Origin of the sequence: Pseudomonas silesiensis, from assembly GCF_001661075.1 — a bacterium.
Classification (GTDB): Bacteria; Pseudomonadota; Gammaproteobacteria; order Pseudomonadales; family Pseudomonadaceae; genus Aquipseudomonas; species Aquipseudomonas silesiensis.
Map to the genome: position 1 here is coordinate 6,738,178 of NZ_CP014870.1, position 25,403 is coordinate 6,763,580.

Here is a 25,403-nt window from a genome sequence, read left to right on the forward strand (position 1 = left end):
AGCATGAAAGGCCCGTGAATAGCGGGCCACAGGCATCAGGCGGTTTTTTGCAGCCCGGCGACGGTGCGCGGCATGCCGACAAATCCAGGCAGGGCTTCGATGCGCGCCAGCCAGGCCCGCACGTTGCCGTAGTCCTCGAGGGACACGTTGCCTTCAGGTGCATGGGCGATGTAGCTATACGCCGCGACGTCGGCAATGGTCGGCTCGCTGCCGGCCAGATAAGTCGAATTGGCCAGTTCCTGATCGAGGACCTTGAGCCAGGTGTGCGAGTAAGCGATCACCTCATCAGCGTTGTAAGATGCACCGAACACTGTAATCAGCCTGGCCCTGGCAGGACCGAAAGCGAGAGGCCCGGCGGCGAACGACAACCAGCGCTGAACCCTGGCGGCACCGACTGGGTCGGCTGGCAGCCAGCGACCGTTACCGTATTTTTGCGCCAGATAAACCAGAATCGCGTTGGAGTCCGCCAGTACCACGCCCTGATCATCAATGACCGGAACCTGACCGAAAGCATTGAGCGCCAGGAACTCCGGCTGCTTGTGTGCACCCTTGGCCAGATCGACAAAAATCAGCTCGGTCGGCAGTTGCAGCAGGGACAGCATCAACTCCACACGGTGGGCATGGCCGGAACGGGGAAAGTTGTAGAGTTTGATCGCTTGCATGGTTGACTCCGCAGGGCAGTGGCGCTGTTCAGGACCGATCAGTGCCGATGTCCGCTATCTTCCACCCGCAACCAAAACAACAGAATAACCAGCAAACGCAATCCATTATTTCAACCAGAGCAATAATGAATCAGTGCTGCAAGGCTGGATGCTCCCTCAGGGCGTTTACTGCAAAATCCACGAAACTGCGAATCCGCGCCGGGGCGTTGCGTCCACCCTGGTACACCACATGGATCGGTAATGGCGGCAATTCGAAATCGGCCAACACGATGTCCAGTTCCCCCGCCGCGACTTTGCTCGCCACCTGATAAGAAAGGACCCGGGTGAAACCCAGGCCCAGACACGCCGCGGTAATGGCCGCCTGATTCGCCGTCACCACCAGCCGCGGTTCCGGACGAACACTCAGGGGTTCGCCTGCGTCAAGAAAAGGCCAGTTTCTAAGCTGCCCGATAGCGGACGTTGCTATTACCGGCGCCTGAGCCAGATCCTGAGGATGTCGAGGTCGACCCTGGGCCATCAGGAACGCTGGCGATCCGCAAATCACCCGCCGCACTTCACCCACGCGAATCGCGTGCTGGTTACTGTCGGGCAACTCACCGATGCGCACGGCGACATCAATACCCTCCTCGACCATGCTCACCACGCGGTCGACCAGCACGCCGTTGATGCTGACCTCGGGAAACCGGGTCAGGTAATCCACCATCAAGGGCGTGACGAACAATTCACCGAACAACACCGGCGCGGTAATCGTCAATTGCCCACGGGGTTGAGTGTGACTGCCCGCTGCTGAATCCTCGGCTTCCTGCACCTCGGCGAGAATCCTGCGGCAGTCTTCGAGATAACGCTGGCCGGCCTCGCTCAAATGCACGCTACGCGTCGTGCGGGTGAGCAACAGCGTGCCAATGCGTTTCTCCAGCGCCGCCACCGCCCGGGTGACGCTGGCGGCCGACATGCCCAAACGCCGCGCCGCCACCGAGAAGCCCTGGTCTTGGGCGACGGCGGCGAAGACCTGCATTTCCTGGAATCGATCCATAGGGGCATGTCCTTATCCAAAATCAAAAAAAATCGCAGCCTTCGACAGATCCTACAGGGGTACTTCCTGTTGGTGCTGTGAAGGGTGCGATCTTTTTGCTTCAGCGTGACCTGTGGATAACTTATTCCACCGTCACCGACTTCGCCAGGTTACGCGGCTGGTCGACGTCCGTACCTTTCAACACCGCCACGTAGTACGAGAGCAACTGCAGCGGAATGGTGTAGAGGATCGGCGACAGGATGTCGTGGATGTGCGGCATCTGCACCACGTGAGTGCCTTCGCCGTTGGTCATGCCTGCCTGCTCGTCCGCGAAGACGATCAGCTCGCCGCCACGGGCGCGAACTTCCTGGAGGTTGGACTTGAGCTTCTCCAGCAGTTCGTTGTTTGGCGCAACGGTCACCACCGGCATGTCGTTATCCACCAGCGCCAGCGGGCCGTGTTTCAGTTCGCCAGCAGGATAGGCTTCGGCGTGGATGTAGGAGATTTCCTTGAGCTTGAGGGCACCTTCCATCGCGACCGGGAATTGCGCGCCACGACCGAGGAACAGCGTGTGGTTCTTCTCGGCAAACAGTTCGGCGATTTTTTCCACGGTGCTGTCCATCGCCAGGGCTTCACCCAGGCGGCTCGGCAGGCGACGCAGTTCTTCGACCAGGGTGGCTTCAACGCCGTTGGCCAGAGTGCCGCGAACCTGGCCCAGGGACAGCGTCAGCAACAGCAGGCCTACCAACTGAGTGGTGAAGGCTTTGGTCGAGGCCACGCCGATTTCGCGACCGGCCTGGGTCAACAGTGTCAGATCGGACTCACGTACCAGCGAGCTGATACCGACGTTGCAGATCGCCAGGCTCGCCAGATAACCCAGCTCTTTGGCGTTACGCAAAGCGGCCAGGGTGTCGGCGGTTTCACCGGACTGGGAAATGGTCACGAACAGGGTGTCGGCCTGCACCACTACCTTGCGATAGCGGAATTCGCTGGCGACTTCGACCTGGCAAGGGATACCCGCCAACTCTTCGAGCCAGTAACGGGCGACCATGCCGGCGTGGTAGCTGGTACCGCACGCGACGATCTGCACGTTACGCACTTTGGCAAACAGTTCGGCAGCTTGCGGGCCAAACGCCTGGACCAACACCTGGTTCTGACTCAGGCGACCTTCCAGGGTGCGCTGCACCACGGCCGGTTGCTCATGGATTTCCTTGAGCATGTAATGGCGGAATTCGCCCTTGTCGGCGGCTTCGGCGCCGTCACGATATTGCACGGATTCACGCTCGACGACTTGACCGTTAACGTCCCAGATCTGCACGCTTTCGCGGCGGATTTCTGCGATATCACCTTCTTCAAGGTACATGAAACGATCAGTGACCTGACGCAGCGCCAATTGGTCGGAGGCCAGGAAGTTTTCCCCCATGCCCAGACCGATCACCAACGGGCTGCCACTGCGGGCTGCGACCAGTCGATCCGGTTGTTGAGCACTGATCACCGCCAGGCCATAAGCGCCGTGCAGTTCTTTGACAGTCGCCTTCAGGGCCACGGTCAGATCGCCCAGATCCTTGAGTTTGTGCTCCAGCAGGTGGGCGATGACTTCGGTGTCGGTGTCCGAGGTAAAGACGTAACCCAAGTCCTTGAGTTGTTCGCGCAGGGCTTCGTGGTTCTCGATGATGCCGTTGTGCACAACGGCCAGATCACCGGCGAAATGCGGGTGGGCATTGCGTTCGCAAGGCGCGCCGTGAGTCGCCCAGCGGGTGTGGGCGATGCCCAGCCGACCGGCCAGAGGTTCGTTTTCCAGGGCCTGTTCCAACTCACTGACCTTACCCGGACGACGCGTGCGCTCAAGCGTTTGGTTGTTAGTGAAGATCGCTACACCTGCGCTGTCATAACCGCGGTATTCCAGGCGTTTGAGGCCTTCGAGCAAGATGGCAGTAATGTTACGTTCTGCGACTGCGCCGACAATTCCACACATGCTATTTCTCCTGACTGACAGGCGCGCATATCAAATTGATGCCGCGGGCCTGAATCTGATCCCTTGCCTCAAGCGGCAGGCGATCATCGGTAATAAGGGTATGAACGCTGCTCCACGGCAGCTCCAGGTTGTGAATCTTGCGGCCTATCTTGTCGGCCTCCACCATCACCACCACTTCGCGGGAGACCTCGGCCATGACCCGGCTCAGTCCCAGCAATTCATTGAAGGTAGTCGTGCCGCGTACCAGGTCAATGCCATCGGCTCCGATGAACAACTGGTCGAAATCGTAAGAGCGTAGTACCTGCTCGGCAACCTGCCCCTGAAAGGATTCGGAGTGCGGGTCCCAGGTACCACCGGTCATTAACAGCACCGGCTCGTGTTCGAGTTCGCTCAGGGCATTGGCGACATGCAGCGAATTAGTCATCACCACCAGGCCCGGTTGTTGGCCGAGTTCCGGGATCATCGCCGCCGTCGTGCTGCCGCTGTCGATGATGATTCGCGCATGCTCGCGTATCCGCATAACGGCTGCGCGAGCGATTGCCTGCTTATAGCTGGAGATGGGTTGACCGAGATCGGCCACCAGTTCCTGAGGCATGGTGACAGCACCGCCGTAACGGCGCAGAAGCAAGCCATTGCTTTCAAGCGCTGCCAGATCCTTGCGAATCGTAACTTCCGAGGTTTCGAAGCGCTTGGCCAGCTCATCCACACTGACTTCGCCCTGCTCGTTGAGCAAGGCGAGGATGTTGTGACGGCGTTGAGGTGTATTGCGTTTCGACATAAGCGGAGAAGTTTCGATTCGAAAGATATCGGAAGCGAATCAAAACCTATTGTCGAAACTTCGTCAAGAGGAAGGCGATAAAAGACCTGTGGATAACGTTCTATGTATAAAGTGTTGTGGATAGAATTTCTGTGGATAAAAGCTTCGCAGTTAATCCTCGCTCCTATGCCATGAATCATTCACACTCTGTGGATAACAGCACTGTGGATAACTAAAGTCCTGTAGGAGCGAGGCTTGCCCGCGAAAGCACCTTCATGAGCTGTGTATAACTCAGCTCTTCTTGAGCTTCTCCGGCCGCTTCCAGCCGTCGATATTTTTCTGGCGCGCTCTACCCACAGCCAGTTGCGCGTTATCCACATCCTGCGTAATGGTCGAACCGGCAGCCGTGGTTGCACCCGCAGAGATATCCACAGGCGCTACCAACGAGGTATTGGAGCCGATGAACACATCCTCACCCAGCACGGTCTTCCACTTATTGGCGCCGTCATAATTGCAGGTAATGGTGCCCGCGCCGATATTGGTGCGCGCCCCGACCTCGGCATCACCCAGGTAAGTCAAATGACCTGCCTTGGCGCCTTCACCCAAATGCGCATTTTTCAACTCAACAAAGTTACCCACATGTGCCCGGGCCTCCAGTACCGTACCAGGACGGATACGGGCGAACGGACCGGCATCGCTGCCTTCTCCGAGTACCGCGCCTTCGATATGGCTATTGGCCTTGATCACCACGCCTTTGCGCAGGGTACTGTCCTTGATCACGCAGTTCGGACCGATCACGACGTCGTCTTCGATGACGACCTTGCCTTCAAGGATCACGTTGATATCAATCAGCACGTCCCGACCGACGGTCACTTCACCGCGCACATCAAAACGTGCCGGGTCTCGCAGCGTCACACCCTGGGCCATCAAACGGCGACCCGCGCGCAATTGATAATGACGCTCCAGCTCGGAGAGTTGCTTGCGATCGTTGGCACCCTGCACTTCCATTGCATCGTGAGGCTGTTCGGTCGCCACCACGAGACCATCGCTGACCGCCATGGCGATCACGTCGGTCAGGTAATACTCGCCCTGGGCATTGTTGTTGGAGAGACGGCTCATCCACTCCCCCAGTTTTGCGAAAGGCAGGGCCAGGATGCCGGTGTTGCCTTCGGTGATCGCTCGTTCGGCTTCGTTGGCGTCTTTTTGCTCGACGATGGCCGTCACCTTGCCAGCGGTGTCGCGCACGATACGGCCGTAGCCGGTAGGATCGTCCAGTTCAACGGTGAGCAAGCCAAGCTGTTGAGGCGCGACTTTCGTGAGCAGGCGCTGGAGTGTTTCGACCTCGATGAGCGGGACGTCACCGTAGAGAATCAGTACAGTGTCGGATTTGATGAACGGTACGGCTTGGGCCACGGCATGGCCGGTGCCGAGCTGTTGGTCCTGAAGGACAAAATTCAAATCATCGGCGGCCAGGCGTTCACGCACTGCTTCAGCGCCATGGCCGATCACGACGTGAATGCGCTGGGGATCAAGTTGCCGGGCGCTGTGGATAACATGTCCGAGCATCGAGTTGCCGGCAATTGGATGCAGGACTTTTGGTAATGCCGAACGCATGCGAGTGCCTTGACCGGCAGCGAGGATAACGATTTCTAGGGACATGACTGGCTACCAATCCTGGGTGGTCAGCGGATGCGACCAATTGATGAATGTCGGAAATGAAAAAAGGGTAGCCGAGGCTACCCTTTTTAATCAATCGCGCAACAAGCGATGGCCTTTTAGTGGCCGAACTTCTTGCGGATCTGCTGGACGGTGCGCAGCTGAGCTGCAGCCTCGGCCAGACGTGCGGCAGCAGAACCGTAATCGAATTCCGCGCCCCGCTCATGCAAGGCCTTCTCGGCAGCCTTAACGGCTTCCTGAGCGGAGGCTTCGTCCAGGTCGGCAGCACGTTGCACGGTGTCGGCAAGAACCTTGACCATGTTCGGCTGAACCTCGAGGAAACCACCAGAGATGTAATACACCTCCTCTTCCCCGCCCTGCTTGATCAGGCGGATCGGGCCCGGCTTGAGATTAGTGATCAGCGGCGCGTGACCCAGGGCGATACCAAGATCACCCAGTGCACCGTGCGCAACCACCATCTCGACCAGGCCGGAGAAGATTTCCCCTTCCGCGCTGACGATATCGCAATGGACTGTCATAGCCATCTGATTGCCTCAACCTAAATTAGCGCCCGTTGCCGGGCGCCGGGATTACAGTTTCTTGGCTTTCTCGATCGCTTCTTCGATGCCGCCGACCATGTAGAACGCTTGTTCTGGCAGGTGGTCGTAGTCACCGTTGAGGATGCCTTTGAAGCCAGCAATGGTGTCTTTCAGGGAAACGTATTTACCCGAGGCACCGGTGAAGACTTCAGCCACGAAGAACGGCTGCGACAAGAAACGCTGGATCTTACGAGCACGGTTTACCAACTGCTTGTCGGCTTCCGACAGCTCGTCCATACCCAGGATCGCAATGATGTCCTTCAGTTCTTTGTAACGCTGCAGAACATACTGTACACCGCGAGCGGTATCGTAGTGGTCCTGGCCGATCACGTTCGGGTCCAGCTGGCGCGAAGTCGAGTCGAGTGGATCGACCGCCGGGTAGATACCCAGGGAGGCGATGTCACGGGACAGAACGACGGTGGCGTCCAAGTGGGCGAAGGTGGTCGCTGGCGACGGGTCAGTCAAGTCATCCGCTGGTACGTATACCGCCTGGATCGAGGTGATCGAACCGTTTTTGGTCGAAGTGATACGCTCTTGCAGAGTACCCATCTCTTCGGCCAGGGTCGGCTGGTAACCTACTGCGGAAGGCATACGGCCCAGCAGTGCGGATACTTCAGTACCGGCCAGGGTGTAACGATAGATGTTGTCGACGAACAGCAGAACGTCGTTACCTTCGTCACGGAACTTCTCGGCCATGGTCAGGCCGGTCAGTGCTACGCGCAGACGGTTACCCGGCGGCTCGTTCATCTGACCGTAAACCAGTGCCACTTTGTCCAGAACGTTGGAATCCTTCATCTCGTGGTAGAAGTCGTTACCCTCACGAGTACGCTCACCCACACCGGCGAACACGGAATAACCGCTGTGCTCGATGGCGATGTTACGGATCAGTTCCATCATGTTTACGGTTTTGCCTACACCGGCACCACCGAACAGACCGACTTTACCACCCTTGGCGAACGGGCAAACCAGGTCGATAACCTTGATGCCGGTTTCCAGCAGGTCGTTGCCGCCCGCTTGCTCAGCGAAGGTTGGCGCAGGACGGTGAATGCCCCAGCGCTCTTCGGTGGCGATCGGGCCAGCTTCGTCGATCGGGTTACCCAGAACGTCCATGATCCGGCCCAGGGTCGCTTTACCGACCGGTACGGAGATGGCTGCGCCGGAGTCTTTGACTTCCAGACCGCGCTTCAAGCCTTCGGTGGAACCCATCGCAATGGTACGAACCACGCCGTCGCCCAGCTGTTGCTGGACTTCCAGGGTGGTCCCTGCCGCGCTTTGTACCAACAGCGCGTTATAGATGCTCGGTACGCTGTCGCGTGGAAATTCCACGTCGATAACGGCGCCGATGATTTGAACGATACGTCCGCTACTCATAGCTGGATCCTCTGAATATTTGAACCGTTAAACCGCGGCAGCGCCGCCGACGATTTCCGAGATCTCTTGGGTGATCGCAGCCTGACGCGCCTTGTTGTAGACCAGCTGCAAATCGCTGATCAAATCACCGGCGTTGTCGGTAGCGTTCTTCATCGCGATCATCCGCGCAGCTTGTTCAGCCGCGTTGTTCTCGACCACCGCCTGGTAGACCTGCGACTCCACGTAACGGACCATCAAGCCGTCAAGCAGCTCTTTGGCGTCCGGTTCGTACAGATAATCCCAGTGGTGCTTGAGTTCCTTTTCCGGGGTCGCCACCAGTGGAATCAATTGCTCCACCGTAGGCAGCTGCGTCATGGTGTTGACGAACTTGTTGGACACCACGGACAGGCGATCAATACGGCCGTCCAGGTAGGCATCCAGCATCACCTTGACGCTGCCGATCAAGTCATTGATCGACGGCTCTTCACCCAGGTGGCTGATAGCTGCAACGACGTTACCGCCGAAGTTGCGGAAGAAAGCCGCACCCTTGCTACCCACGACACACAGATCGATCTCGACGCCGTTTTCGCGGTTTACCGCCATGTCCTTGACCAGGGCCTTGAACAGGTTGGTGTTCAAGCCACCACACAGACCACGGTCACTGCTCACCACGACATAACCGACACGCTTTACTTCGCGGTCGAGCATGAACGGGTGGCGATATTCCGGGTTGGCGTTGGCCAGATGGCCAATAACCTGGCGGATGCGCTCCGCATAAGGACGGCTAGCAGCCATGCGCATTTGTGCCTTGCGCATTTTACTGACCGCCACTTTTTCCATGGCGCTGGTAATCTTTTGCGTGCTTTTGATGCTCGCAATCTTACTGCGAATCTCTTTTGCGCCTGCCATGTAACACCTATCAGGTTAGCAAGCGGGAGCCTTGCGGCTCCCGCTGCGGCTTACCAGGTTTGGGTGGCCTTGAACTTCTCGATACCGGCTTTCATGCCAGCGTCGATTTCGTCATTGAAGTCACCCTTCACGTTGATCTTCGCCATCAAATCGGCGTGATCGCGGTTGAAGTATCCAATCAGCGCTTGTTCGAAGCTGCCGATCTTGGCGATTTCAACGTCAGTCAGGAACCCACGCTCAGCGGCATACAGCGACAGCGCCATGTCAGCGATCGACATTGGTGCGTATTGCTTCTGCTTCATCAGCTCGGTAACGCGCTGACCATGCTCAAGTTGCTTACGGGTCGCTTCGTCCAGGTCAGAAGCGAACTGAGCGAATGCCGCCAGTTCACGGTACTGAGCCAGAGCGGTACGGATACCACCGGAGAGCTTCTTGATGATCTTGGTCTGAGCGGCACCACCCACACGGGATACCGAAACACCGGCGTTCACAGCAGGACGGATCCCGGAGTTGAACATGGCCGATTCCAGGAAGATCTGACCGTCGGTGATGGAAATCACGTTGGTCGGAACGAAAGCGGAAACGTCGCCAGCCTGGGTTTCGATGATCGGCAGTGCGGTCAGGGAACCGGTTTTGCCGGTCACTGCGCCGTTGGTGAACTTCTCTACGTATTCTTCCGAAACGCGGGATGCGCGCTCCAGCAGACGGGAGTGGAGATAGAACACGTCGCCTGGGTAAGCTTCACGGCCTGGCGGACGGCGCAGCAGCAGGGAGATCTGGCGGTAAGCCACTGCTTGCTTGGACAGATCGTCATAAACGATCAGCGCGTCTTCACCGCGGTCGCGGAAGAATTCACCCATGGTGCAACCGGAGTACGGAGCCAGGAACTGCAGTGCTGCAGATTCCGAAGCGCTCGCTGCGACGACGATGGTGTTAGCCAGGGCGCCGTTCTCTTCCAGCTTGCGAACCACGTTGGCGATGGTCGATTGTTTCTGACCGATTGCCACGTAGACGCAGAAAATGCCGCTGTTCTTCTGGTTGATGATCGCGTCGATCGCCAGAGCGGTTTTACCGATCTGACGGTCACCGATGATCAGCTCACGCTGGCCACGGCCGACAGGAATCATGGCATCGACAGCCTTGTAGCCAGTCTGTACAGGCTGGTCTACCGACTTACGCCAGATCACGCCTGGAGCAACTTTCTCGACCGCATCGGTCTCGGTGTTGTTCAGTGGACCTTTGCCGTCAACCGGGTTACCCAGTGCGTCGACAACGCGACCCAGCAGTTCCTTACCAACAGGAACTTCGAGGATGCGGCCGGTGCACTTGGCGCTCATGCCTTCAGCCAGAGACTGGTAGGAGCCCAATACAACGGCACCTACGGAGTCTTGCTCCAGGTTGAGGGCCATACCGAAGACGCCGCCCGGAAACTCGATCATCTCGCCGTACATGACGTCGGCCAGACCGTGAATCCGCACGATACCGTCAGATACGCTGACGACAGTGCCTTCGTTACGGGCTTGGGAGGTCACATCGAGCTTGTCGATGCGGCCCTTGATAATTTCACTTATTTCGGAAGGATTGAGTTGCTGCATTGCTCTGCTGCCCCTTCAAACTCAAGATTTCAATGCTTCGGCAAGGCTCGCGAGTTTGCCGCGAACCGAGCCATCGATTACCAGGTCGCCGGCGCGGATGACAATGCCCCCAATAAGGGATTTGTCTTCCTCGACTTGCAGGCGCACTTCCCGGTTGAGTCGTGCACTGAGAACCTTGGCGAGTTTGTCTTGCTGTTCTTGGTTCAATGCAAAAGCACTGGTCACTTCAACGTCTACCGATTTCTCTTGTTCGGCCTTGTACAGGTCGAACAGAGCGGAAATCTCCGGCAAAAGCGGGAGACGGTCGTTTTCGGCAACGACGTTGATGAAGTTCTGTGCCTTTGCATCAAACTTGTCGCCGCACACGTCAATAAACGTGGCGGCCTTGTTTGCGCTCGTCAGTCGCGGGGCCTTGAGCACGCGCTGCATGGTGTCGTCTTGCGACACTGCTGCAGCCAGGCCGAGCATGGCTGACCAAGAGGCCAGTTGCTGGTGGGCCTGGGCGTGCTCGAAGGCTGCCTTAGCGTAAGGTCGGGCCAACGTGGTCAATTCTGCCATGATCGCCCTCGCTTAAATTTCAGCAGCCAGTTTGTTTACCAGCTCCGCGTGCGCGTTTTGATCGATTGTGGCACCCAGGATCTTCTCGGCGCCGCCAACGGCCAGAGCACCCAATTGGGCACGCAGCGCGTCTTTGACACTGTTCAGTTCCTGTTCGATCTCGGCCTGAGCCTGAACCTTCACGCGTTCAGCGTCGATACGGGCTTTTTCAACAGCCTCTTCGACGATCTGGTTACCGCGCTTCTTGGCTTGCTCAATGATTTCAGCTGCCTGAGCTTTTGCTTCGCGCAGTTGATGACCCGCTTTCTCTTGGGCCAACTCCAGGTCGCGAGCTGCTCGGCTGGCAGCATCCAGTCCATCCGCGATCTTCTTCTGACGTTCGTGCAAAGCCGCGATGACCGGAGGCCACACGAACTTCATGCAAAACAGTACAAAAATGAAGAACGCAACGGACTGGCCAATCAGGGTTGCATTAATGTTCACGCCAACACCTCGCTCGTTCGTTGCACATCACACCAATTACTCGAAGGTGAGTAATTAGCCAGCGAGTTGACCAACGAATGGGTTCGCGAAGGTGAAGAACAGAGCGATACCAACACCGATCATGGTTACGGCGTCGAGCAGACCGGCAACGATGAACATTTTGACTTGCAGCATTGGAACCATTTCTGGCTGACGCGCGGCGCCTTCCAGGAACTTGCCGCCCAACAGGCCGAAACCAATTGCGGTACCCAGTGCGCCCAGGCCGATCAACAGTGCAACAGCGATAGCGGTTAGACCAACTACAGTTTCCATCTTTCCTCCCGACTTTTACGTCGTATGGTTTAGGTTTTTTAGATTTTAAAGCGGTAAAACAAATCGTTTCATAGCCCTGTTCGGGCACCCACTCGTTTGACCGAGTGGGACATCAGACCAGCCGAGACTGGTCTTAATGGTTCTCTTCGTGCGCCATCGACAGGTAGACGATGGTCAGCATCATGAAGATAAACGCCTGCAGGGTGATGATCAGGATGTGGAACACTGCCCACGCCCACTGCAGAACTACGCCCAGGCCGCTAAGCCAGAGCAGACCGCTGCCGAACATCACAGCAATCAGAATGAAGACCAGCTCGCCGGCGTACATGTTGCCGAACAGACGCAGTGCCAACGAGATTGGCTTGGCGATCAGCGTCACGAACTCCAGCAGGAAGTTCACCGGAATCAGCAGCGCCTGAAGAAAGATATTCTTGCTGCCGAAAGGGTGCAGGGTCAGTTCGCCGATGAAGCCGCCGATGCCCTTGACCTTGATGCTGTAGAAAATGATCAACGCGAACACCGACAGGGCCATGCCCAGGGTAGCGTTCGGGTCAGTGGTCGATACGGCACGGAATGGAATGTGTGCATCGCCAGTGATCAGGATGGCCAGCTGAGGAATCCAGTCGACCGGGATCAGGTCGACGGCGTTCATCAGGAAGACCCAGACGAAGATGGTCAGTGCCAGCGGTGCAATCACCGGGCTACGGCCATGGAAGCTGTCTTTCACGCTGCCATCGACGAATTCGACCAATACTTCAACGAAGTTCTGCAAAGCACCCGGTTGCCCCGACGTCGCCTTCTTTGCCGCCATGCGGAAAATCAGAACGAAGATCAGACCCAACGCGACCGACCAGCCGAGGGTATCGACGTGGAAAGCCCAAAAGCCCATTTCCTTGGCTTCTGCTGCGGTGTGGGCAAAACCCCAGCCGCCGTTAGGTAGCTGCCCGAAGGTCAGGTTCTGCAAGTGGTGCTGGATATAGCCCGAAGCGGTTGTCTCTGCCATGGTTGCCTCAAACGCCCTAAGGTCTCGAAAGTCTTGTTCTCATCAGCAGGGGCGCGAACCAGCTGACCAGTTGGGTCAACACGAAGACGCCGAATACAGCCAGCGGCGCCAATGGCTTCACACCTGCGAACGTCAATGCAAAGAGCACTGCCGTCAAAATCAGTTTGCCCGCCTCGCCGGCATAAAAAGACCGGACGATGGCTTGAGCTGCCCGGGCGCCGGAAAACCGAAATGCCCTGTGAGCGAAATAAACATTGGGCAGCAAGGCTATCAGGCCTCCGCAGAGTCCCGAATACCCGGCTACGACTCCATGCCAGTACCAAAGCGCCAAAGCGGCCAGTACCAAAACGACAAATTGAGCCAGCAAGACCGGAAAAACTGCCAGGCGATGGAACGGCAAGCGGTTTGGCGTGCGGCTCTCCATCGTTTTTGCTCTCCAATGATCGGCTGCCAGAATTCAATAACTTGGCATAATTTGTGCCGACAAAATGCGCGCAGAGTATAGGGGCGGTTCTGCCCCTATTCAACTGTCAGGTAGTGATTTTACCTGCACGCTACATAAGGAATTGTTTCAGCGAATGTGTGCAAGCACACCTTGAAGCTCATCGAGGGAGTTGTAACCGATCACCAACTGCCCTTTCCCTTTTTTCCCGTGGCGGATCTGCACCGCAGAGCCTAAACGCTCGGCCAGACGCTGTTCGAGCCGGGCGATATCCGGGTCCGGCTTTACCGGTTCAGCAGGCTCCGGTTTGCCACTCAACCACTGGCGAACCAGTGCTTCGGTCTGGCGCACCGTCAGCCCTCGTGCGACAACGTGTCGCGCCCCTTCAACCTGTTGATTCTCCGGTAAACCGAGCAAAGCACGGGCATGACCCATTTCCAGGTCACCGTGGGACAGCATGGTTTTGATGACTTCCGGCAACGCGATCAAGCGTAGCAGGTTGGCCACGGTTACGCGGGATTTGCCCACCGCTTCGGCCACTTGTTGCTGAGTCAGCTGGAATTCCTGCTGCAAACGCTGCAAGGCCACCGCTTCTTCGATCGGGTTGAGGTCCTCGCGCTGGATGTTCTCGATCAGCGCCATGGCGATCGCGGTTTCATCCGGTACGTCGCGGACCATCGCCGGTATGGTCTCCTGGCCGGCTTGCTGGCTGGCACGCCAGCGACGTTCGCCGGCAATGATTTCGTAGCGGCCGCTGCCTATCGGACGAACCACGATCGGCTGCATCACGCCCTGGGCCTTGATCGACTGCGCCAGCTCCTCCAGCGCCTGGGGATCCATGTCCCGCCGTGGCTGGTACTTGCCACGCTGGATCAGGTCCAGGGGCAGGTGCTGCAGCTCACGTTGATCTGCCTGCACCGCCTGTTCTTCCAGGGAGCTGACAGTCGGACCACTCAGCAGTGCATCCAGTCCACGTCCGAGACCTCGTTTCTTGACGGCCATGTGGATTCCTTAAGTTGCCTGAGCAGCGGCGATGCGAGAATTTTTGCGTTGACGGCGAACCATCTCGCCAGCCAATGCCAGATAGGCAATCGCGCCTCGCGAAGTTTTGTCGTACACCAGCGCCGGCATGCCATAGCTTGGCGCTTCGGCCAGGCGGATGTTGCGCGGAATGACCGTGTCGTAGAGCTGCTCGCCGAAGTGTTCCTTGAGCTGCGCCGACACATCGTTCATCAGGCTCAGGCGCGGGTCGTACATGGTCCGCAACAGGCCTTCGACTTTCAGGTTCGGGTTCAGCAGCTCAGCGATGCGCTTGATGTTATCCACAAGGTCGCTCAAGCCTTCGAGGGCGAAGTACTCGCACTGCATGGGGATAATCACCCCGTCCGCAGCGACCAGTGCGTTAAGCGTGAGCATCGACAGCGACGGCGGGCAGTCGATCAGAATGTAATCGTAGTTTTCACGGATCGGCGCCAACGCACTGCGCAGGCGACTCTCCTTCATCTGCATTTCCAGCAGAACCACTTCCGCGGCGGTCAGGTCGCGGTTGGCCGGCAACAGTTGGTAACCACCGTGCTCGGAGTAGTGCATGGCCTGCGCCAGGTCACATTCGCCGATCAACAGGTCGTAGACCGAGTTTTCCAGGCCGTGTTTATCCACACCGCTACCCATGGTGGCGTTGCCCTGTGGATCGAGATCGATCAACAGCACCCGGCGCTTGGTAGCGACCAGGGAAGCTGCGAGGTTGATACAGGTGGTGGTTTTACCCACACCACCCTTTTGGTTCGCAATCGCGAATACCTTAGCCATTCTTGCTTGTGTTCCCAATCATGCCGTGCGGCGCAGTATCAGCAGATGGCGTTGGCCTTGGCAACCAGGTACGGCCAGGGCGTGTTCGCTATCGAGGTGGAAGTCTGCCGGCAATGCTACCAGCTCATCGGCCGGATGAACGCCCTTCATTGCCAGCCAACGTGTATCGGTGTCGCCGAGGTGGCGAGTCCAGTTGCTGAAGTTCTCCATACTGCTGAACGCCCGGGAGATGATCCCGTTGAAGGCTTGAGCAGGCTGAAATTCTTCGACGCGACTGTGGATAACTTGCAGGTTATCCAGTTTGAGTTCGAGTTTGACCTGGGTCAGGAAGCGGGTTTTCTTGCCATTGCTGTCCAGGCACGTCACCTGGGACTCCGGAAACAGGATGGCCAGCGGAATACCCGGCATGCCGCCGCCGCTGCCAACATCCAGCCAGCGACCGTTTTCGACGAACGACATCACGCTCAAACTGTCGAGCAGGTGACGGGACACCATTTCGTCCGGATCGCGAACGGCGGTCAGGTTGTAAGCCTTGTTCCATTTTATCAACAGGGCCAGATACTCCAGCAGCTGGGCATGCTGGGTGTCTGACAGTGTGACACCAAGCTGGCGAGCACCTGTGGATAACTCTTCTGCGTGTTGCGCGGTGACCGACGAACTCAAGCGCTTTGCTCCAACTGACGGCCAGCGCCGCGTTTTTTCAAATGAATCATCAACAGTGAAATCGCTGCCGGCGTGACACCTGGAATGCGAGATGCCTGGCCCAGAGTCTCTGGACGGGTCGCACCGAGCTTGCTCTGGATCTCTTTGGAGAGACCGGAAATGTTCGTGTAATCGATATCCACAGGCAGTTTCGTATTTTCGCTGGCCCGCAGGCGTGCGATTTCATCTTGCTGGCGGTCGATGTAACCGGCGTATTTGGTCTTGATTTCAACCTGCTCGGCCACTTGTGGATCTTCTGCGCCACCACCGGTCACGGCGATCAGACCAGCGTAGTCGATTTCCGGACGGCTCAGCAGGTTGAGCAAGTTGTATTCGTGGGTCAGCGGTGTGCCGAACTTTTCGGAAATCGCATCGCCTTGCTCGGTGCCCGGGCGAACCCAAGTACTTTTCAGGCGTTGCTCTTCCAGCGTGATGCTTTCGCGTTTGGTACAGAACGCAGCCCAACGCGCGTCGTCCACCAGACCGAGTTCGCGACCTTTTTCGGTCAAGCGCAGGTCGGCGTTGTCTTCGCGCAGGATCAGGCGGTATTCGGCGCGGGAAGTGAACATCCGGTACGGTTCCTGGGTACCCAGGGTAATCAGGTCATCGACCAATACCCCGATGTACGCCTCGTCCCGACGCGGGCACCAGGCGTCTTTGCCCTGTGCACGCAGTGCGGCGTTGGCTCCGGCCAGCAAACCCTGGGCGCCGGCTTCTTCGTAACCGGTGGTGCCGTTGATTTGCCCGGCGAAAAACAGACCGCCGATGACTTTGGTTTCCAGGCTGTACTTCAGGTCACGCGGGTCGAAGTAATCGTACTCGATGGCGTAGCCCGGCCGCACGATGTGCGCGTGTTCCATGCCGCGGATCGATTGCACGATCTGCAACTGCACGTCGAACGGCAAGGATGTGGATATCCCGTTCGGGTACAGCTCGTTGGTTGTCAGGCCTTCGGGTTCGATGAAGACCTGATGGCTTTCCTTGTCGGCAAACCGATGGATCTTGTCTTCGATCGATGGGCAGTACCGCGGGCCGATCCCTTCGATCAACCCGGCATCGGAATACATCGGCGAACGATCGAGGTTGGCGGCGATGATCTCGTGGGTGCGGGCGTTGGTGTGGGTAATCCAGCAGCTGACCTGTTTCGGGTGCTGCTCTTTGGAGCCCATGAACGACATCACCGGAATCGGCGTATCGCCCGCTTGCTCGGTCATCACCGAGAAATCCACGGAACGACCGTCGATACGCGGCGGTGTACCGGTTTTCAGGCGACCGACGCGCAATGGCAATTCACGCAAACGGTGAGCCAGGGCAATCGATGGCGGATCACCGGCGCGACCGCCGGAAAAATTCTGCATCCCGATGTGGATAAGTCCACCGAGGAAGGTGCCAGTGGTCAACACCACGGAATCGGCGAGGAAACGCAGACCCATTTGGGTGACTACACCACGCACTTGTTCCTGTTCGACGATCAGGTCATCGGCGGCTTGTTGAAATATCCACAGGTTCGGCTGGTTTTCCAGGGCTTCGCGGACAGCGGCCTTGTACAGAACCCGGTCGGCCTGAGCGCGAGTCGCTCGTACGGCCGGGCCTTTGCGGCTGTTCAACACGCGAAACTGAATACCGCCTTTATCGGTGGCCATGGCCATCGCGCCGCCCAGGGCATCGATTTCCTTGACCAGGTGGCTTTTGCCAATCCCGCCAATCGCTGGGTTGCAACTCATGGCACCGAGGGTTTCCACGTTATGCGTCAGCAATAGGGTTTTTGCCCCCATGCGTGCTGACGCCAGTGCTGCCTCGGTACCGGCATGACCGCCGCCGATGACGATCACTTCAAAACGGGAAGGGAAATCCACCACGCACCTCGTGCCTGCTTCAGTCAGGTAATCAGAAATAGTTTGAGCACAGGTTTTTGGACCTGGTCGGCAAGTATAGGGACTTCGCCCTTCCTAAAGAACCCTTTGCACAAAATTTAACCAGCTGTGGAAAAGTCGGCTTAACAGAAATTAAAAAGAAAGAAATTTATTAAATCTTTGTTTTTATGTTTATTTCTACTGAGGCACCTTTCTGTGGATAGATCTATACAGCCCTCTAAATTCAATATGTACAGAGGTTTAAAACCCTGTGGTCATGTGCCAATGAGGCCCTTGGATAACCGGTGTAAGCCTGTGGATGAAAGGGGTGGTTATCCACAGGTGAGGTTATCTGCAGTTTTCAGGCCCTGTTATCAACTGCCCTTAGTGGCAGTTATTCACAGGGCTTAATCCACAGAAATTCGCTGAATCAGCAAATCTCGGACACGGAAAATCGGTTCATGCAGAAGAAAATCTGCTCGTCATTGGAGGAGACACCGGGAAAAGGAGGTAACAGACAGGTAAGAATGGCCTGTCTGTGGGCAACGGAGGGACTATTTGCCAATGCAGAAACTGGAAAAAATCCGCCCCAACAGGTCATCGGAGCTGAAAGCACCGGTGAACTCACTCAAAAAGTGCTCGGCTTGGCGCAAATTTTCGGTCAGCAGTTCACCGGCACCTGCCAGTGTCAGCTGCACAGCCCATGCTCGAGGGAAGCACTGGCATGGTGCAGTGCTTCAAGATGACGCCTGCGAGCAGCTGAAGCTGCTCTCGGAGGTATGCTCATGGCCCATGTAGACCTTTAGATGGTCTCGCAGCAGTTCCAGGACTAGCGCTGAAGCTGACGTGGCCATCCTCGCTGACTTCCAGGGCATCTCACTGATCAATCTATCCTTGAGATAGAGATCATCCTGTCAGCAAGGCTCACCTCACCTTGCATGCCTCAAGCTCTTCCTGAGTCTGCAGCCAAGTTTCTATGCCTAAACGATATTTGCAGTAGGTTCTGATTATGGCTATTTCTTCCATAATCAAATCAGTCAAAGGCCTATCATCTGAATCACTAGCAAAAATATTTTCAAATTTAACTTGAAAGGTTGGTTCTTTTTTGATGAATAAAACGATTTTGTTGTCTTCTGCCCATCGTGTTTCATAATAACCGACATAAAGATGACTAATCGAGATTAGTACGAGAATGATCAGTGTTTTTTTCATGAAATCGGTGGGGCTAATAATAGAGTTTTGCTGCGAATGTTTTTCACCAGCTTCATGCCAATATTACCTGGACATATTTTTCCTTCAGCCGCTTGGTTAGGAAACTCCCTGTGGCCTCCGAAGTGCTTGATGACAAAAACACTCTTTAATGCGGTGATAAGGTTGATCGCTGCGTCCAACTGCGGAGTAGGTATTTTATTAGTCGTGTTAATTCCGAATGTTTCCAGTGTTTCGCGCCAGAAGCCGATTAGGTCGTTACCTTCTTTAGCCGTGGTCAGGTTGTTCAGCAGCACTACACCGATGACGCCGGTGTTGTATAGATGAACACTCGACCCCTTGAATCGGATGTCCCGGCCTTCGTAGACCGTCCCTGAACAGTCGATCCCGAAGTGATAGCCGATGTCATCAAATTTATCAGACTGTTGATTCTTCTGAGTTTCCAGCATTTGCTCTATTCCGCTGCCACATACGTAGCTCCTGCCTGCGTGATGTAGAGCGATCATTGAGTAGTCCCAATCATCACTCAGCGGACCTTTGGATTTATGCGCTCCCCACTGAGAGCGCTCGACAAACTGATGCCCAAGTAAACGCACCTTACGGATGATTGCCTCGCGTGTTGCCGCTCGGTCGTTGACGGTGATCGCAACCGGCACGAGCGGTTGGCCAGGCGTCACCTCCTGTGCCTTGGCCGCGGTCCTGAAGGTGGTATCCGTCATTGGGCTTTCTCCGATAGTTCGGTGAGTGTGCGCACTGGGGATTTGAACATGACGTGCAACGAAATAACCGAGTCTTCCGACGGCGCCCGTATATGGACCAGGCCGTCGACATCGGTTACTCTGATCGTTTCACGTCCATCCACCACAGCAACGAACTTCCTGTTGGCCAGTGGCAGGCCGCTTTCGCTGTCGGTGATAGCGAAGGCTTGGGCAAACGTCTTCTCCAAACGAAATGGGGTGGGAGGTGTGATGGGCGCGGGGGTGTTATCAACACCAGTGGAGCGGCTCGAACTAGAGCCCGTACTTTTCCGTTTCTCGATAGGCGCGATTAAACGGTTGCTGCCCGGAGGGCAGCCGCAGCGGACTTCCGCACCGTCCAATACAGTCGGAACACCATGCCATTTCATGGCCGGTAGACTATCTATGATGACGCCGGTTTTACCGCATTTCTTACAAGGAGTTGTTGTATCCCCGAGGCGCAAGACCCCTCGTCCGCCTTGTGCCGCATTATGCAAGCTGCTGATGCATACCGCTCCGGTGGTCGTCAGGTCATCGTGCAAACCTTGTCCTATTCCATTGACAGATCCACGTCCCATCGTTCAGTCCTCGGTAAGCGGCAGGAAATCCTCTGCCATTAGGGAGCGGCCAAGTACACAAAATATACCTTCATTGAACTCTATAGGTTGCTGTTCCGTGAAGGGCGAATCGTCCAGAGTGCGGAGAAACTCAGGGGATACTTCATCTATATATCGATGGGACAAGGCTGTATTCATTTCCGTGATCCTGATCCTTGGGTTACTTTTTATTGTCACCTCGGCGAAGCGTTCTGCCGGTGCATATCTGGACGATGACAACGAGTAAGAGCTCTTGAGTCAGCAGGCTGTACCCTGAAGCTATGATCATCGCAAGTAAATAGGAAATTTCCGAAAAGCATGTAGTCCCAAAGAATTTGTCAGGTAAAAATCGTCAATGCGCAAGGGTCGAAAATGCTGGAGTATTGTCAGGGTTTACCTTGGCTGTTATTCCCTTTGCCCTCCTAAGTTGTAACTAATATTATCTCATTAAAATAGGTTAGTTAGCATGGATGAATACGAAATCAGTCGCAATTAATCTGAGTTGAAAAGTGAGTTGTATAATAGGAATGGGCGTTTTGATTGTAAGCCGTTACACGCTGTAAGTTCTGGTCATCATCACAACGTCTGACTTTTCTACCTACAGTAATGGCATGCTTCAATGCTCTCAATACGCCCCCCCGCACCTTCACGCAGGTAATCCTTGTAGGAGACCGCTTGTCGGTGACGGCGATCTTGAGATCGCTATCGCAAGCAAGCTTGGCTCCTACAGGTTTTTCACTCCGTAATGAGATGAAGTTGGTTATTTACCGATGCAGAAGCTGGAAAAGATCCGTCCAAGCAGATCATCGGAGCTGAACGCACCGGTGATTTCACCCAGCGAGTGCTGGGCCTGGCGCAAATCTTCGGCCAGCAGTTCACCGGCACCTGCCAACGTCAGCTGCGCACGGCCGTGCTCGAGGGAAGCACTGGCATGGCGCAAGGCTTCGAGGTGACGCCTGCGGGCGCTGAAGCTGCTCTCGGAGGTCTGTTCGTAGCCCATGCAGGCCTTGAGATGATCGCGCAGCAGTTCCAGGCCATCGCCGGCAGACTTGGCGCTGAGGCTGATGGTGACGTGGCCGTCGTCGCTGACTTCCAGGGCAATGGCTTCGCCGGTGAGGTCTGCCTTGTTACGGATCAACGTGACTTTCGCCGGGTCCGGGCGGGTCTCAAGGAACTCAGGCCACAACGCGAACGGATCGAGTGCTTCGGGTGCGGTGGCGTCGACCACCAGCAGTACGCGATCTGCTTCGCCAATGGCTTTCAAAGCCCGTTCAACGCCGATTTTCTCCACTTGGTCATCGGTATCCCGCAGACCCGCGGTATCGACCACATGCAGCGGCATGCCATCGATGTGGATATGTTCGCGGAGAATGTCACGAGTCGTGCCGGCCACCTCGGTGACGATCGCCGCTTCACGACCGGCCAAAGCGTTCAGCAGGCTGGATTTACCCGCATTCGGTCGACCAGCGATCACCACCGTCATACCGTCGCGCAGCAATGCACCCTGCCCGGCTTCGCGCACTACGGTGGATAACTCATCACGTACCTTGTCGAGCATGCTCAACACATGGCCATCGGCAAGGAAGTCGATCTCCTCTTCGGGGAAGTCGATGGCCGCTTCGACGTAGATCCGCAGGCCAATCAATTGCTCGGTGAGGTTATGCACACGCTCGGAAAATGCGCCCTGCAACGAACGCAGTGCATTACGTGCCGCCTGGGCCGAGCTTGCCTCGATCAAGTCAGCGATGGCTTCGGCCTGGGCCAGGTCAAGTTTGTCGTTGAGGAAGGCGCGTTCGCTGAATTCACCGGGCCGAGCCAGGCGGCAGCCCAGTTCCAGGCAACGTTTGAGCAGCATATCCAGAACAATCGGACCGCCATGGCCCTGGAGTTCGAGCACATCTTCGCCAGTGAACGAGTTCGGTCCCGGGAAATACAAGGCAATGCCTTGGTCCAGGACCTCATCGTTTCCATTGAAAAATGGCCCGTAGTGGGCGAATCGCGGCTTGAGTTCACGACCGCTGAAGGCCTTGGCAGCGACACTCGCCAGAGGCCCGGAAATACGGACGATGCCGACACCGCCACGACCTTGGGCGGTGGCGACGGCAGCGATGGTTTCACCAGGAACGCTCATAAACCGGTATCCAGACAAAAGTGACAGATAGCAAAACGCCCCACTAGGGGGCGTTTTGAGTGGTTAACCACAGAGCAAGTTACGCCTCGGCTTTTTTCACAGCCGCTTCGATCTTACGCGTGATGTACCACTGTTGGGCGATCGACAACACGTTGTTCACAACCCAGTACAGAACCAGACCAGCCGGGAACCACAGGAAGAAGAAGGTGAAGATGATAGGCATCAGCTTCATCACCTTGGCCTGCATCGGATCCGGAGGTGTCGGGTTCAACTGCTGCTGGATAAACATGGTGACACCCATGATGATCGGCAGAATGAAGAACGGATCCTTGATCGACAAGTCCGTAATCCACAGCATGAATGGCGCCTGGCGCATTTCAACGCTTTCCAGCAGAACCCAGTACAGCGAAAGGAATACCGGCATCTGCACGAGGATTGGCAAGCAACCACCCAGCGGATTGATCTTCTCTTTCTTGTACAGCTCCATCATGGCTTGCGACATTTTCTGCCGGTCATCGCCATGTTGCTCTTTCAGCGCAGCCAGTTTCGGTGCCACTGCACGCATGCGCGCCATGGATTTGTAGCTGGCAGCCGACAGAGGGAAGAAAATCCCCTTGATCAGCATGGTCAGGAAGATGATCGACCAGCCCCAGTTACCGACGATTGCGTGGATGTGTCCCAGCAACCAGAAGATTGGCTGGGCGATGAACCACAGAATGCCGTAGTCGACGGTCAGTTCCAGACCTGGGGACAACTCTTTGAGCACTGCCTGGCTTTTCGGGCCCGCGTACAGAACTGCACTGGTCTCGGCTTTTGCACCTGGCGCGACGCTCATTGCCGGGCCGGTATAACCGATGATGTAGTTGCCCTTGCTGTCTTTACGGGTCTGGACGACGTTGTTTTCGCCCTTCGCCGGAATCCAGGCGGTAACGAAGTAGTGTTGCAACCAGGCAACCCAACCACCAGTGACCGTTTCCTTCAACTGCGCCTTGTCCATGTCCTTCATGGACACTTTCTTGTACGGCTCGTTACTTGTCCACAGGGCAGCGCCCAGGTAAGTCGCGGTACCGGTGGCGGTGGTTGAGGAAGGATCGCCGCTGGCGTCACGCTTCAGTTGCGCAAACATCGCACCGGACCAGGGCTGCGCGCTCTGGTTATCGATCAGGTAGGACACGGTGACGTCATACAGGCCACGTTTCAGGGTGAAACGCTTGATGTAATTGACGCCATCCTTGCTGAACTTCAGGTCCACGACCAATTGGTCCTGACCGTCAGCCAGTTGATAAGTCTTCTTCTCCGAGGAGTAGACCGGGCGACCGGCCGGGCTTGCATCCGGGCCGTTGGTACCGATCAGGCCGCTTTGCGCCAGGTAAGTCAGTTCACCGCCGTTATCGAACAGCTGGAACGGAATTTCCGGATGGTCCTGACGGCGTGGATACAACGGCAATTTCAGCTGGGCAACATCGCCACCTTGTGGATCGACAGCCAGGTCGAGCACATCCGTTTTGATCTGGATGAGGTCTTTGCTTGCCGCTACTGGTGTTTCAGCAGGTGCAGTTGCACTGGTATCGCTTGCGGCGCGGGGGATGTCGTCACTGACGGAAGCATTTTTGCCAGTCGCCGTATCCGGTAGACCCGGTGCGGTAGTACTGGAAGCAACATTCTGAGTCGGCAGGGCAGCCTGGCCATAGTCCTGGTTCCATTTAAGAACCATAACGTAGGACACGATTGCCAGGGCGACGATCAGGATCGTGCGTTTGATATCCATGATTACTCGGCCATCGAAGAAGAACGGGAGGTAGGGATAGATGGAACCGGGTCATAACCACCGGGATTCCACGGATGACAGCGACCTAAACGACGAAAGGCCAGCCAGCCACCGCGCAGAAGGCCATGATTTTCTATGGCTTCATACGCGTAGCAGGAACAACTGGGGTAGAAACGACAGTGACTGGCCATCAGGGGACTAATGGCATAGCGATAAAACTGGATCGGAACGAGTGCCAGTTTACGCATCGGGACTGTCTACCCCTACAGTTTCGGTTTTGACTGCTGGTACCGGCGAGCTGCGTGCCAGACGCTTCCAGAGTTTGCCGAAATGCTGAATCAATTCGGGGTTTTCTACGTCGCCCAAACCTTTGCGCGCGACGATTACGATGTCCCAGCCGACCAGTGAGTCCTGGTTCAGACGGAACGATTCGCGCATCAGACGTTTGAGGCGATTGCGCTCGACGGAGAGCTTTACGCTCTTTTTCCCGATAACCAACCCGAGACGGGGGTGATCAAGATCGTTGTTGCGCGCAAGGAGCAGGAGATTTTTCCCCGGAACCTTGCCGGTAGGGGAGTCAAAGACTGCCTTGAAATGCCGGGGGGTAAGCAGGCGCTTTTCCCGACTGAAGTCCTGACTCACCTCCAGTGCCGGATTATCAAACTGCCAGACGCGCACGACCTTTGGCGCGACGACGCGACAGGACGGCACGACCGTTCTTGGTAGCCATGCGAGCACGGAAACCGTGGGTACGAGCGCGTTTGATGGTGCTTGGTTGGAAAGTACGTTTCATTGTCGTGTTACCTGATTCGTCCACAACGGGCCGGAATGGCCCCCGTTTTAAGAGACCGGGGATTCTAGAGAAAGCAAGCCTCTAGGTCAATTTCCAACCAGCGTTTCCTTATAAATAGATCTCGAGGGGTTTTTGCGGTGCCGGCCCTTCGCTAGATATAGAAATAAAGAAGGAAAGTATTTAAAGCTTTTCTGTAAAGCTTATAAAAGCTAGGGGCGGCATCATCTGTGGATAACTGCCTTTAGGCCGTCTAACCCGTGATGTACAGAGGATGACAACTACCGTGGAAAACGGTGGTCAGCCTGTGCTGCGCTGTCGGATAAGCTGTGTGTGAAAGGGCTACTTATCCACAGCCTGGTTATCCACCGAGTTTCGCCCCCACTTGTGCAACGACCTTACGGGCGGTTATCCACAGAGCTTATGCACAGACCATTGGTCGTCTTTTTTAGCGGTAAAATCGTGATTCTTCTTCGGAGGTGAACACGCTACGTG

The 25,403-nt window shown here is 56.3% G+C and carries 26 protein-coding genes and 1 pseudogene; all 27 read right to left on the minus strand.

Annotated features, from left to right (window positions below; genetic code table 11):
- Positions 1 to 35: 35 nt before the first annotated feature.
- The 27 genes and pseudogenes from PMA3_RS29975 to rpmH all read right to left on the minus strand — a co-directional run bounded on the left by PMA3_RS29975 (position 36) and on the right by rpmH (position 24,911).
- The gene (locus PMA3_RS29975; protein ID WP_064680515.1) at positions 36 to 662 is read right to left on the minus strand and encodes a glutathione S-transferase family protein; all 627 of its coding nucleotides are present in this window, start codon (positions 660 to 662) and stop codon (positions 36 to 38) included.
- Between the two features lie 130 nt (positions 663 to 792).
- Positions 793 to 1,695: a LysR family transcriptional regulator gene (locus PMA3_RS29980; protein ID WP_064680516.1), complete on the minus strand. Its 903-nt coding sequence runs from the start codon at positions 1,693 to 1,695 to the stop codon at positions 793 to 795.
- 121 nt (positions 1,696 to 1,816) lie between these two features.
- Positions 1,817 to 3,649, minus strand: a complete 1,833-nt coding sequence (glmS, locus tag PMA3_RS29985; RefSeq protein WP_064680517.1) for a glutamine--fructose-6-phosphate transaminase (isomerizing) — start codon at positions 3,647 to 3,649, stop codon at positions 1,817 to 1,819.
- Position 3,650: 1 nt separating this feature from the next.
- Entirely contained in the window at positions 3,651 to 4,427 is a 777-nt protein-coding gene (locus PMA3_RS29990; RefSeq protein ID WP_064680518.1) for a DeoR/GlpR family DNA-binding transcription regulator, read from the minus strand.
- A gap of 270 nt (positions 4,428 to 4,697) precedes the next feature.
- The gene (gene glmU / locus PMA3_RS29995; protein ID WP_064680519.1) at positions 4,698 to 6,065 is read right to left on the minus strand and encodes a bifunctional UDP-N-acetylglucosamine diphosphorylase/glucosamine-1-phosphate N-acetyltransferase GlmU; all 1,368 of its coding nucleotides are present in this window, start codon (positions 6,063 to 6,065) and stop codon (positions 4,698 to 4,700) included.
- 116 nt (positions 6,066 to 6,181) lie between these two features.
- A complete protein-coding gene (locus PMA3_RS30000) occupies positions 6,182 to 6,607 on the minus strand; it encodes a F0F1 ATP synthase subunit epsilon (RefSeq protein ID WP_010465460.1) in 426 nt (141 codons plus the stop codon).
- Between the two features lie 45 nt (positions 6,608 to 6,652).
- On the minus strand, positions 6,653 to 8,032 hold the full coding sequence (gene atpD, locus PMA3_RS30005; RefSeq protein WP_064680520.1) for a F0F1 ATP synthase subunit beta: 1,380 nt from the start codon (positions 8,030 to 8,032) through the stop codon (positions 6,653 to 6,655).
- Positions 8,033 to 8,059: 27 nt separating this feature from the next.
- Positions 8,060 to 8,920, minus strand: coding sequence for a F0F1 ATP synthase subunit gamma (gene atpG / locus PMA3_RS30010; protein ID WP_064680521.1), 861 nt, complete (start codon positions 8,918 to 8,920; stop codon positions 8,060 to 8,062).
- 50 nt (positions 8,921 to 8,970) lie between these two features.
- The gene (gene atpA / locus PMA3_RS30015) at positions 8,971 to 10,515 is read right to left on the minus strand and encodes a F0F1 ATP synthase subunit alpha (protein ID WP_064680522.1); all 1,545 of its coding nucleotides are present in this window, start codon (positions 10,513 to 10,515) and stop codon (positions 8,971 to 8,973) included.
- Positions 10,516 to 10,536: 21 nt separating this feature from the next.
- Positions 10,537 to 11,073, minus strand: coding sequence for a F0F1 ATP synthase subunit delta (locus PMA3_RS30020; RefSeq protein WP_064680523.1), 537 nt, complete (start codon positions 11,071 to 11,073; stop codon positions 10,537 to 10,539).
- 12 nt (positions 11,074 to 11,085) lie between these two features.
- Positions 11,086 to 11,556 carry a F0F1 ATP synthase subunit B gene (locus PMA3_RS30025; RefSeq protein WP_064680524.1) on the minus strand — a complete coding sequence of 157 codons (471 nt, stop codon included), beginning with the start codon at positions 11,554 to 11,556 and terminating at the stop codon, positions 11,086 to 11,088.
- Between the two features lie 54 nt (positions 11,557 to 11,610).
- Positions 11,611 to 11,868, minus strand: coding sequence for a F0F1 ATP synthase subunit C (gene atpE, locus PMA3_RS30030; RefSeq protein ID WP_002555987.1), 258 nt, complete (start codon positions 11,866 to 11,868; stop codon positions 11,611 to 11,613).
- 133 nt (positions 11,869 to 12,001) lie between these two features.
- On the minus strand, positions 12,002 to 12,871 hold the full coding sequence (gene atpB / locus PMA3_RS30035; protein ID WP_064680525.1) for a F0F1 ATP synthase subunit A: 870 nt from the start codon (positions 12,869 to 12,871) through the stop codon (positions 12,002 to 12,004).
- A 16-nt stretch (positions 12,872 to 12,887) separates the two neighbouring features.
- Positions 12,888 to 13,295: a F0F1 ATP synthase subunit I gene (locus PMA3_RS30040; RefSeq protein ID WP_007948092.1), complete on the minus strand. Its 408-nt coding sequence runs from the start codon at positions 13,293 to 13,295 to the stop codon at positions 12,888 to 12,890.
- A 147-nt stretch (positions 13,296 to 13,442) separates the two neighbouring features.
- Positions 13,443 to 14,315, minus strand: a complete 873-nt coding sequence (locus PMA3_RS30045) for a ParB/RepB/Spo0J family partition protein (protein WP_064680526.1) — start codon at positions 14,313 to 14,315, stop codon at positions 13,443 to 13,445.
- Positions 14,316 to 14,324: 9 nt separating this feature from the next.
- Positions 14,325 to 15,122 (minus strand): ParA family protein, encoded by a 798-nt coding sequence (locus tag PMA3_RS30050; RefSeq protein ID WP_064680527.1) that lies wholly within the window; start codon positions 15,120 to 15,122, stop codon positions 14,325 to 14,327.
- Between the two features lie 18 nt (positions 15,123 to 15,140).
- A complete protein-coding gene (rsmG, locus tag PMA3_RS30055; RefSeq protein WP_064680528.1) occupies positions 15,141 to 15,785 on the minus strand; it encodes a 16S rRNA (guanine(527)-N(7))-methyltransferase RsmG in 645 nt (214 codons plus the stop codon).
- Complete coding sequence (gene mnmG, locus PMA3_RS30060; RefSeq protein ID WP_064680529.1) at positions 15,782 to 17,680, minus strand: tRNA uridine-5-carboxymethylaminomethyl(34) synthesis enzyme MnmG; 1,899 nt, start codon at positions 17,678 to 17,680, stop codon at positions 15,782 to 15,784. Before mnmG ends, rsmG begins: the two co-directional genes overlap by 4 nt.
- Before the next feature lie 551 nt (positions 17,681 to 18,231).
- A pseudogene (locus tag PMA3_RS31375) lies at positions 18,232 to 18,547 on the minus strand (tRNA uridine-5-carboxymethylaminomethyl(34) synthesis GTPase MnmE); the annotation flags it as partial.
- Between the two features lie 54 nt (positions 18,548 to 18,601).
- Positions 18,602 to 18,889: a hypothetical protein gene (locus PMA3_RS30065; RefSeq protein WP_064680530.1), complete on the minus strand. Its 288-nt coding sequence runs from the start codon at positions 18,887 to 18,889 to the stop codon at positions 18,602 to 18,604.
- Complete coding sequence (locus PMA3_RS30070) at positions 18,886 to 19,605, minus strand: N-acetylmuramoyl-L-alanine amidase (RefSeq protein ID WP_064680531.1); 720 nt, start codon at positions 19,603 to 19,605, stop codon at positions 18,886 to 18,888. Before PMA3_RS30070 ends, PMA3_RS30065 begins: the two co-directional genes overlap by 4 nt.
- Complete coding sequence (locus tag PMA3_RS30075; protein ID WP_161491162.1) at positions 19,602 to 20,165, minus strand: PAAR domain-containing protein; 564 nt, start codon at positions 20,163 to 20,165, stop codon at positions 19,602 to 19,604. Before PMA3_RS30075 ends, PMA3_RS30070 begins: the two co-directional genes overlap by 4 nt.
- An 814-nt stretch (positions 20,166 to 20,979) precedes the next feature.
- The gene (mnmE, locus tag PMA3_RS30080) at positions 20,980 to 22,350 is read right to left on the minus strand and encodes a tRNA uridine-5-carboxymethylaminomethyl(34) synthesis GTPase MnmE (RefSeq protein ID WP_064680533.1); all 1,371 of its coding nucleotides are present in this window, start codon (positions 22,348 to 22,350) and stop codon (positions 20,980 to 20,982) included.
- Positions 22,351 to 22,429: 79 nt separating this feature from the next.
- Positions 22,430 to 24,118, minus strand: coding sequence for a membrane protein insertase YidC (gene yidC / locus PMA3_RS30085; RefSeq protein ID WP_064680534.1), 1,689 nt, complete (start codon positions 24,116 to 24,118; stop codon positions 22,430 to 22,432).
- Positions 24,119 to 24,120: 2 nt separating this feature from the next.
- Positions 24,121 to 24,366, minus strand: coding sequence for a membrane protein insertion efficiency factor YidD (yidD, locus tag PMA3_RS31380; protein WP_074872215.1), 246 nt, complete (start codon positions 24,364 to 24,366; stop codon positions 24,121 to 24,123).
- Positions 24,359 to 24,760: a ribonuclease P protein component gene (rnpA, locus tag PMA3_RS30090; RefSeq protein ID WP_015097448.1), complete on the minus strand. Its 402-nt coding sequence runs from the start codon at positions 24,758 to 24,760 to the stop codon at positions 24,359 to 24,361. Before rnpA ends, yidD begins: the two co-directional genes overlap by 8 nt.
- 16 nt (positions 24,761 to 24,776) lie before the next feature.
- Positions 24,777 to 24,911: a 50S ribosomal protein L34 gene (gene rpmH, locus PMA3_RS31385; RefSeq protein WP_003213577.1), complete on the minus strand. Its 135-nt coding sequence runs from the start codon at positions 24,909 to 24,911 to the stop codon at positions 24,777 to 24,779.
- Positions 24,912 to 25,403 lie beyond the last annotated feature (492 nt).

Coding starts and splice junctions, on each gene's coding strand:
- PMA3_RS30050 (WP_064680527.1), bottom strand. CDS start 15,122: ATGGCTAAGGTATTCGCGATTGCGAACCAAAAGGGTGGTGTGGGTAAA.
- atpE (WP_002555987.1), bottom strand. CDS start 11,868: ATGGAAACTGTAGTTGGTCTAACCGCTATCGCTGTTGCACTGTTGATC.
- yidC (WP_064680534.1), bottom strand. CDS start 24,118: ATGGATATCAAACGCACGATCCTGATCGTCGCCCTGGCAATCGTGTCC.
- mnmE (WP_064680533.1), bottom strand. CDS start 22,350: ATGAGCGTTCCTGGTGAAACCATCGCTGCCGTCGCCACCGCCCAAGGT.
- atpG (WP_064680521.1), bottom strand. CDS start 8,920: ATGGCAGGCGCAAAAGAGATTCGCAGTAAGATTGCGAGCATCAAAAGC.
- PMA3_RS30070 (WP_064680531.1), bottom strand. CDS start 19,605: ATGACGGATACCACCTTCAGGACCGCGGCCAAGGCACAGGAGGTGACG.
- atpD (WP_064680520.1), bottom strand. CDS start 8,032: ATGAGTAGCGGACGTATCGTTCAAATCATCGGCGCCGTTATCGACGTG.
- yidD (WP_074872215.1), bottom strand. CDS start 24,366: ATGCGTAAACTGGCACTCGTTCCGATCCAGTTTTATCGCTATGCCATT.
- atpA (WP_064680522.1), bottom strand. CDS start 10,515: ATGCAGCAACTCAATCCTTCCGAAATAAGTGAAATTATCAAGGGCCGC.
- PMA3_RS29975 (WP_064680515.1), bottom strand. CDS start 662: ATGCAAGCGATCAAACTCTACAACTTTCCCCGTTCCGGCCATGCCCAC.
- PMA3_RS30020 (WP_064680523.1), bottom strand. CDS start 11,073: ATGGCAGAATTGACCACGTTGGCCCGACCTTACGCTAAGGCAGCCTTC.
- PMA3_RS30045 (WP_064680526.1), bottom strand. CDS start 14,315: ATGGCCGTCAAGAAACGAGGTCTCGGACGTGGACTGGATGCACTGCTG.
- PMA3_RS30065 (WP_064680530.1), bottom strand. CDS start 18,889: ATGAAAAAAACACTGATCATTCTCGTACTAATCTCGATTAGTCATCTT.
- PMA3_RS30040 (WP_007948092.1), bottom strand. CDS start 13,295: ATGGAGAGCCGCACGCCAAACCGCTTGCCGTTCCATCGCCTGGCAGTT.
- glmS (WP_064680517.1), bottom strand. CDS start 3,649: ATGTGTGGAATTGTCGGCGCAGTCGCAGAACGTAACATTACTGCCATC.
- glmU (WP_064680519.1), bottom strand. CDS start 6,065: ATGTCCCTAGAAATCGTTATCCTCGCTGCCGGTCAAGGCACTCGCATG.
- PMA3_RS29980 (WP_064680516.1), bottom strand. CDS start 1,695: ATGGATCGATTCCAGGAAATGCAGGTCTTCGCCGCCGTCGCCCAAGAC.
- atpB (WP_064680525.1), bottom strand. CDS start 12,871: ATGGCAGAGACAACCGCTTCGGGCTATATCCAGCACCACTTGCAGAAC.
- PMA3_RS30000 (WP_010465460.1), bottom strand. CDS start 6,607: ATGGCTATGACAGTCCATTGCGATATCGTCAGCGCGGAAGGGGAAATC.
- rpmH (WP_003213577.1), bottom strand. CDS start 24,911: ATGAAACGTACTTTCCAACCAAGCACCATCAAACGCGCTCGTACCCAC.
- PMA3_RS29990 (WP_064680518.1), bottom strand. CDS start 4,427: ATGTCGAAACGCAATACACCTCAACGCCGTCACAACATCCTCGCCTTG.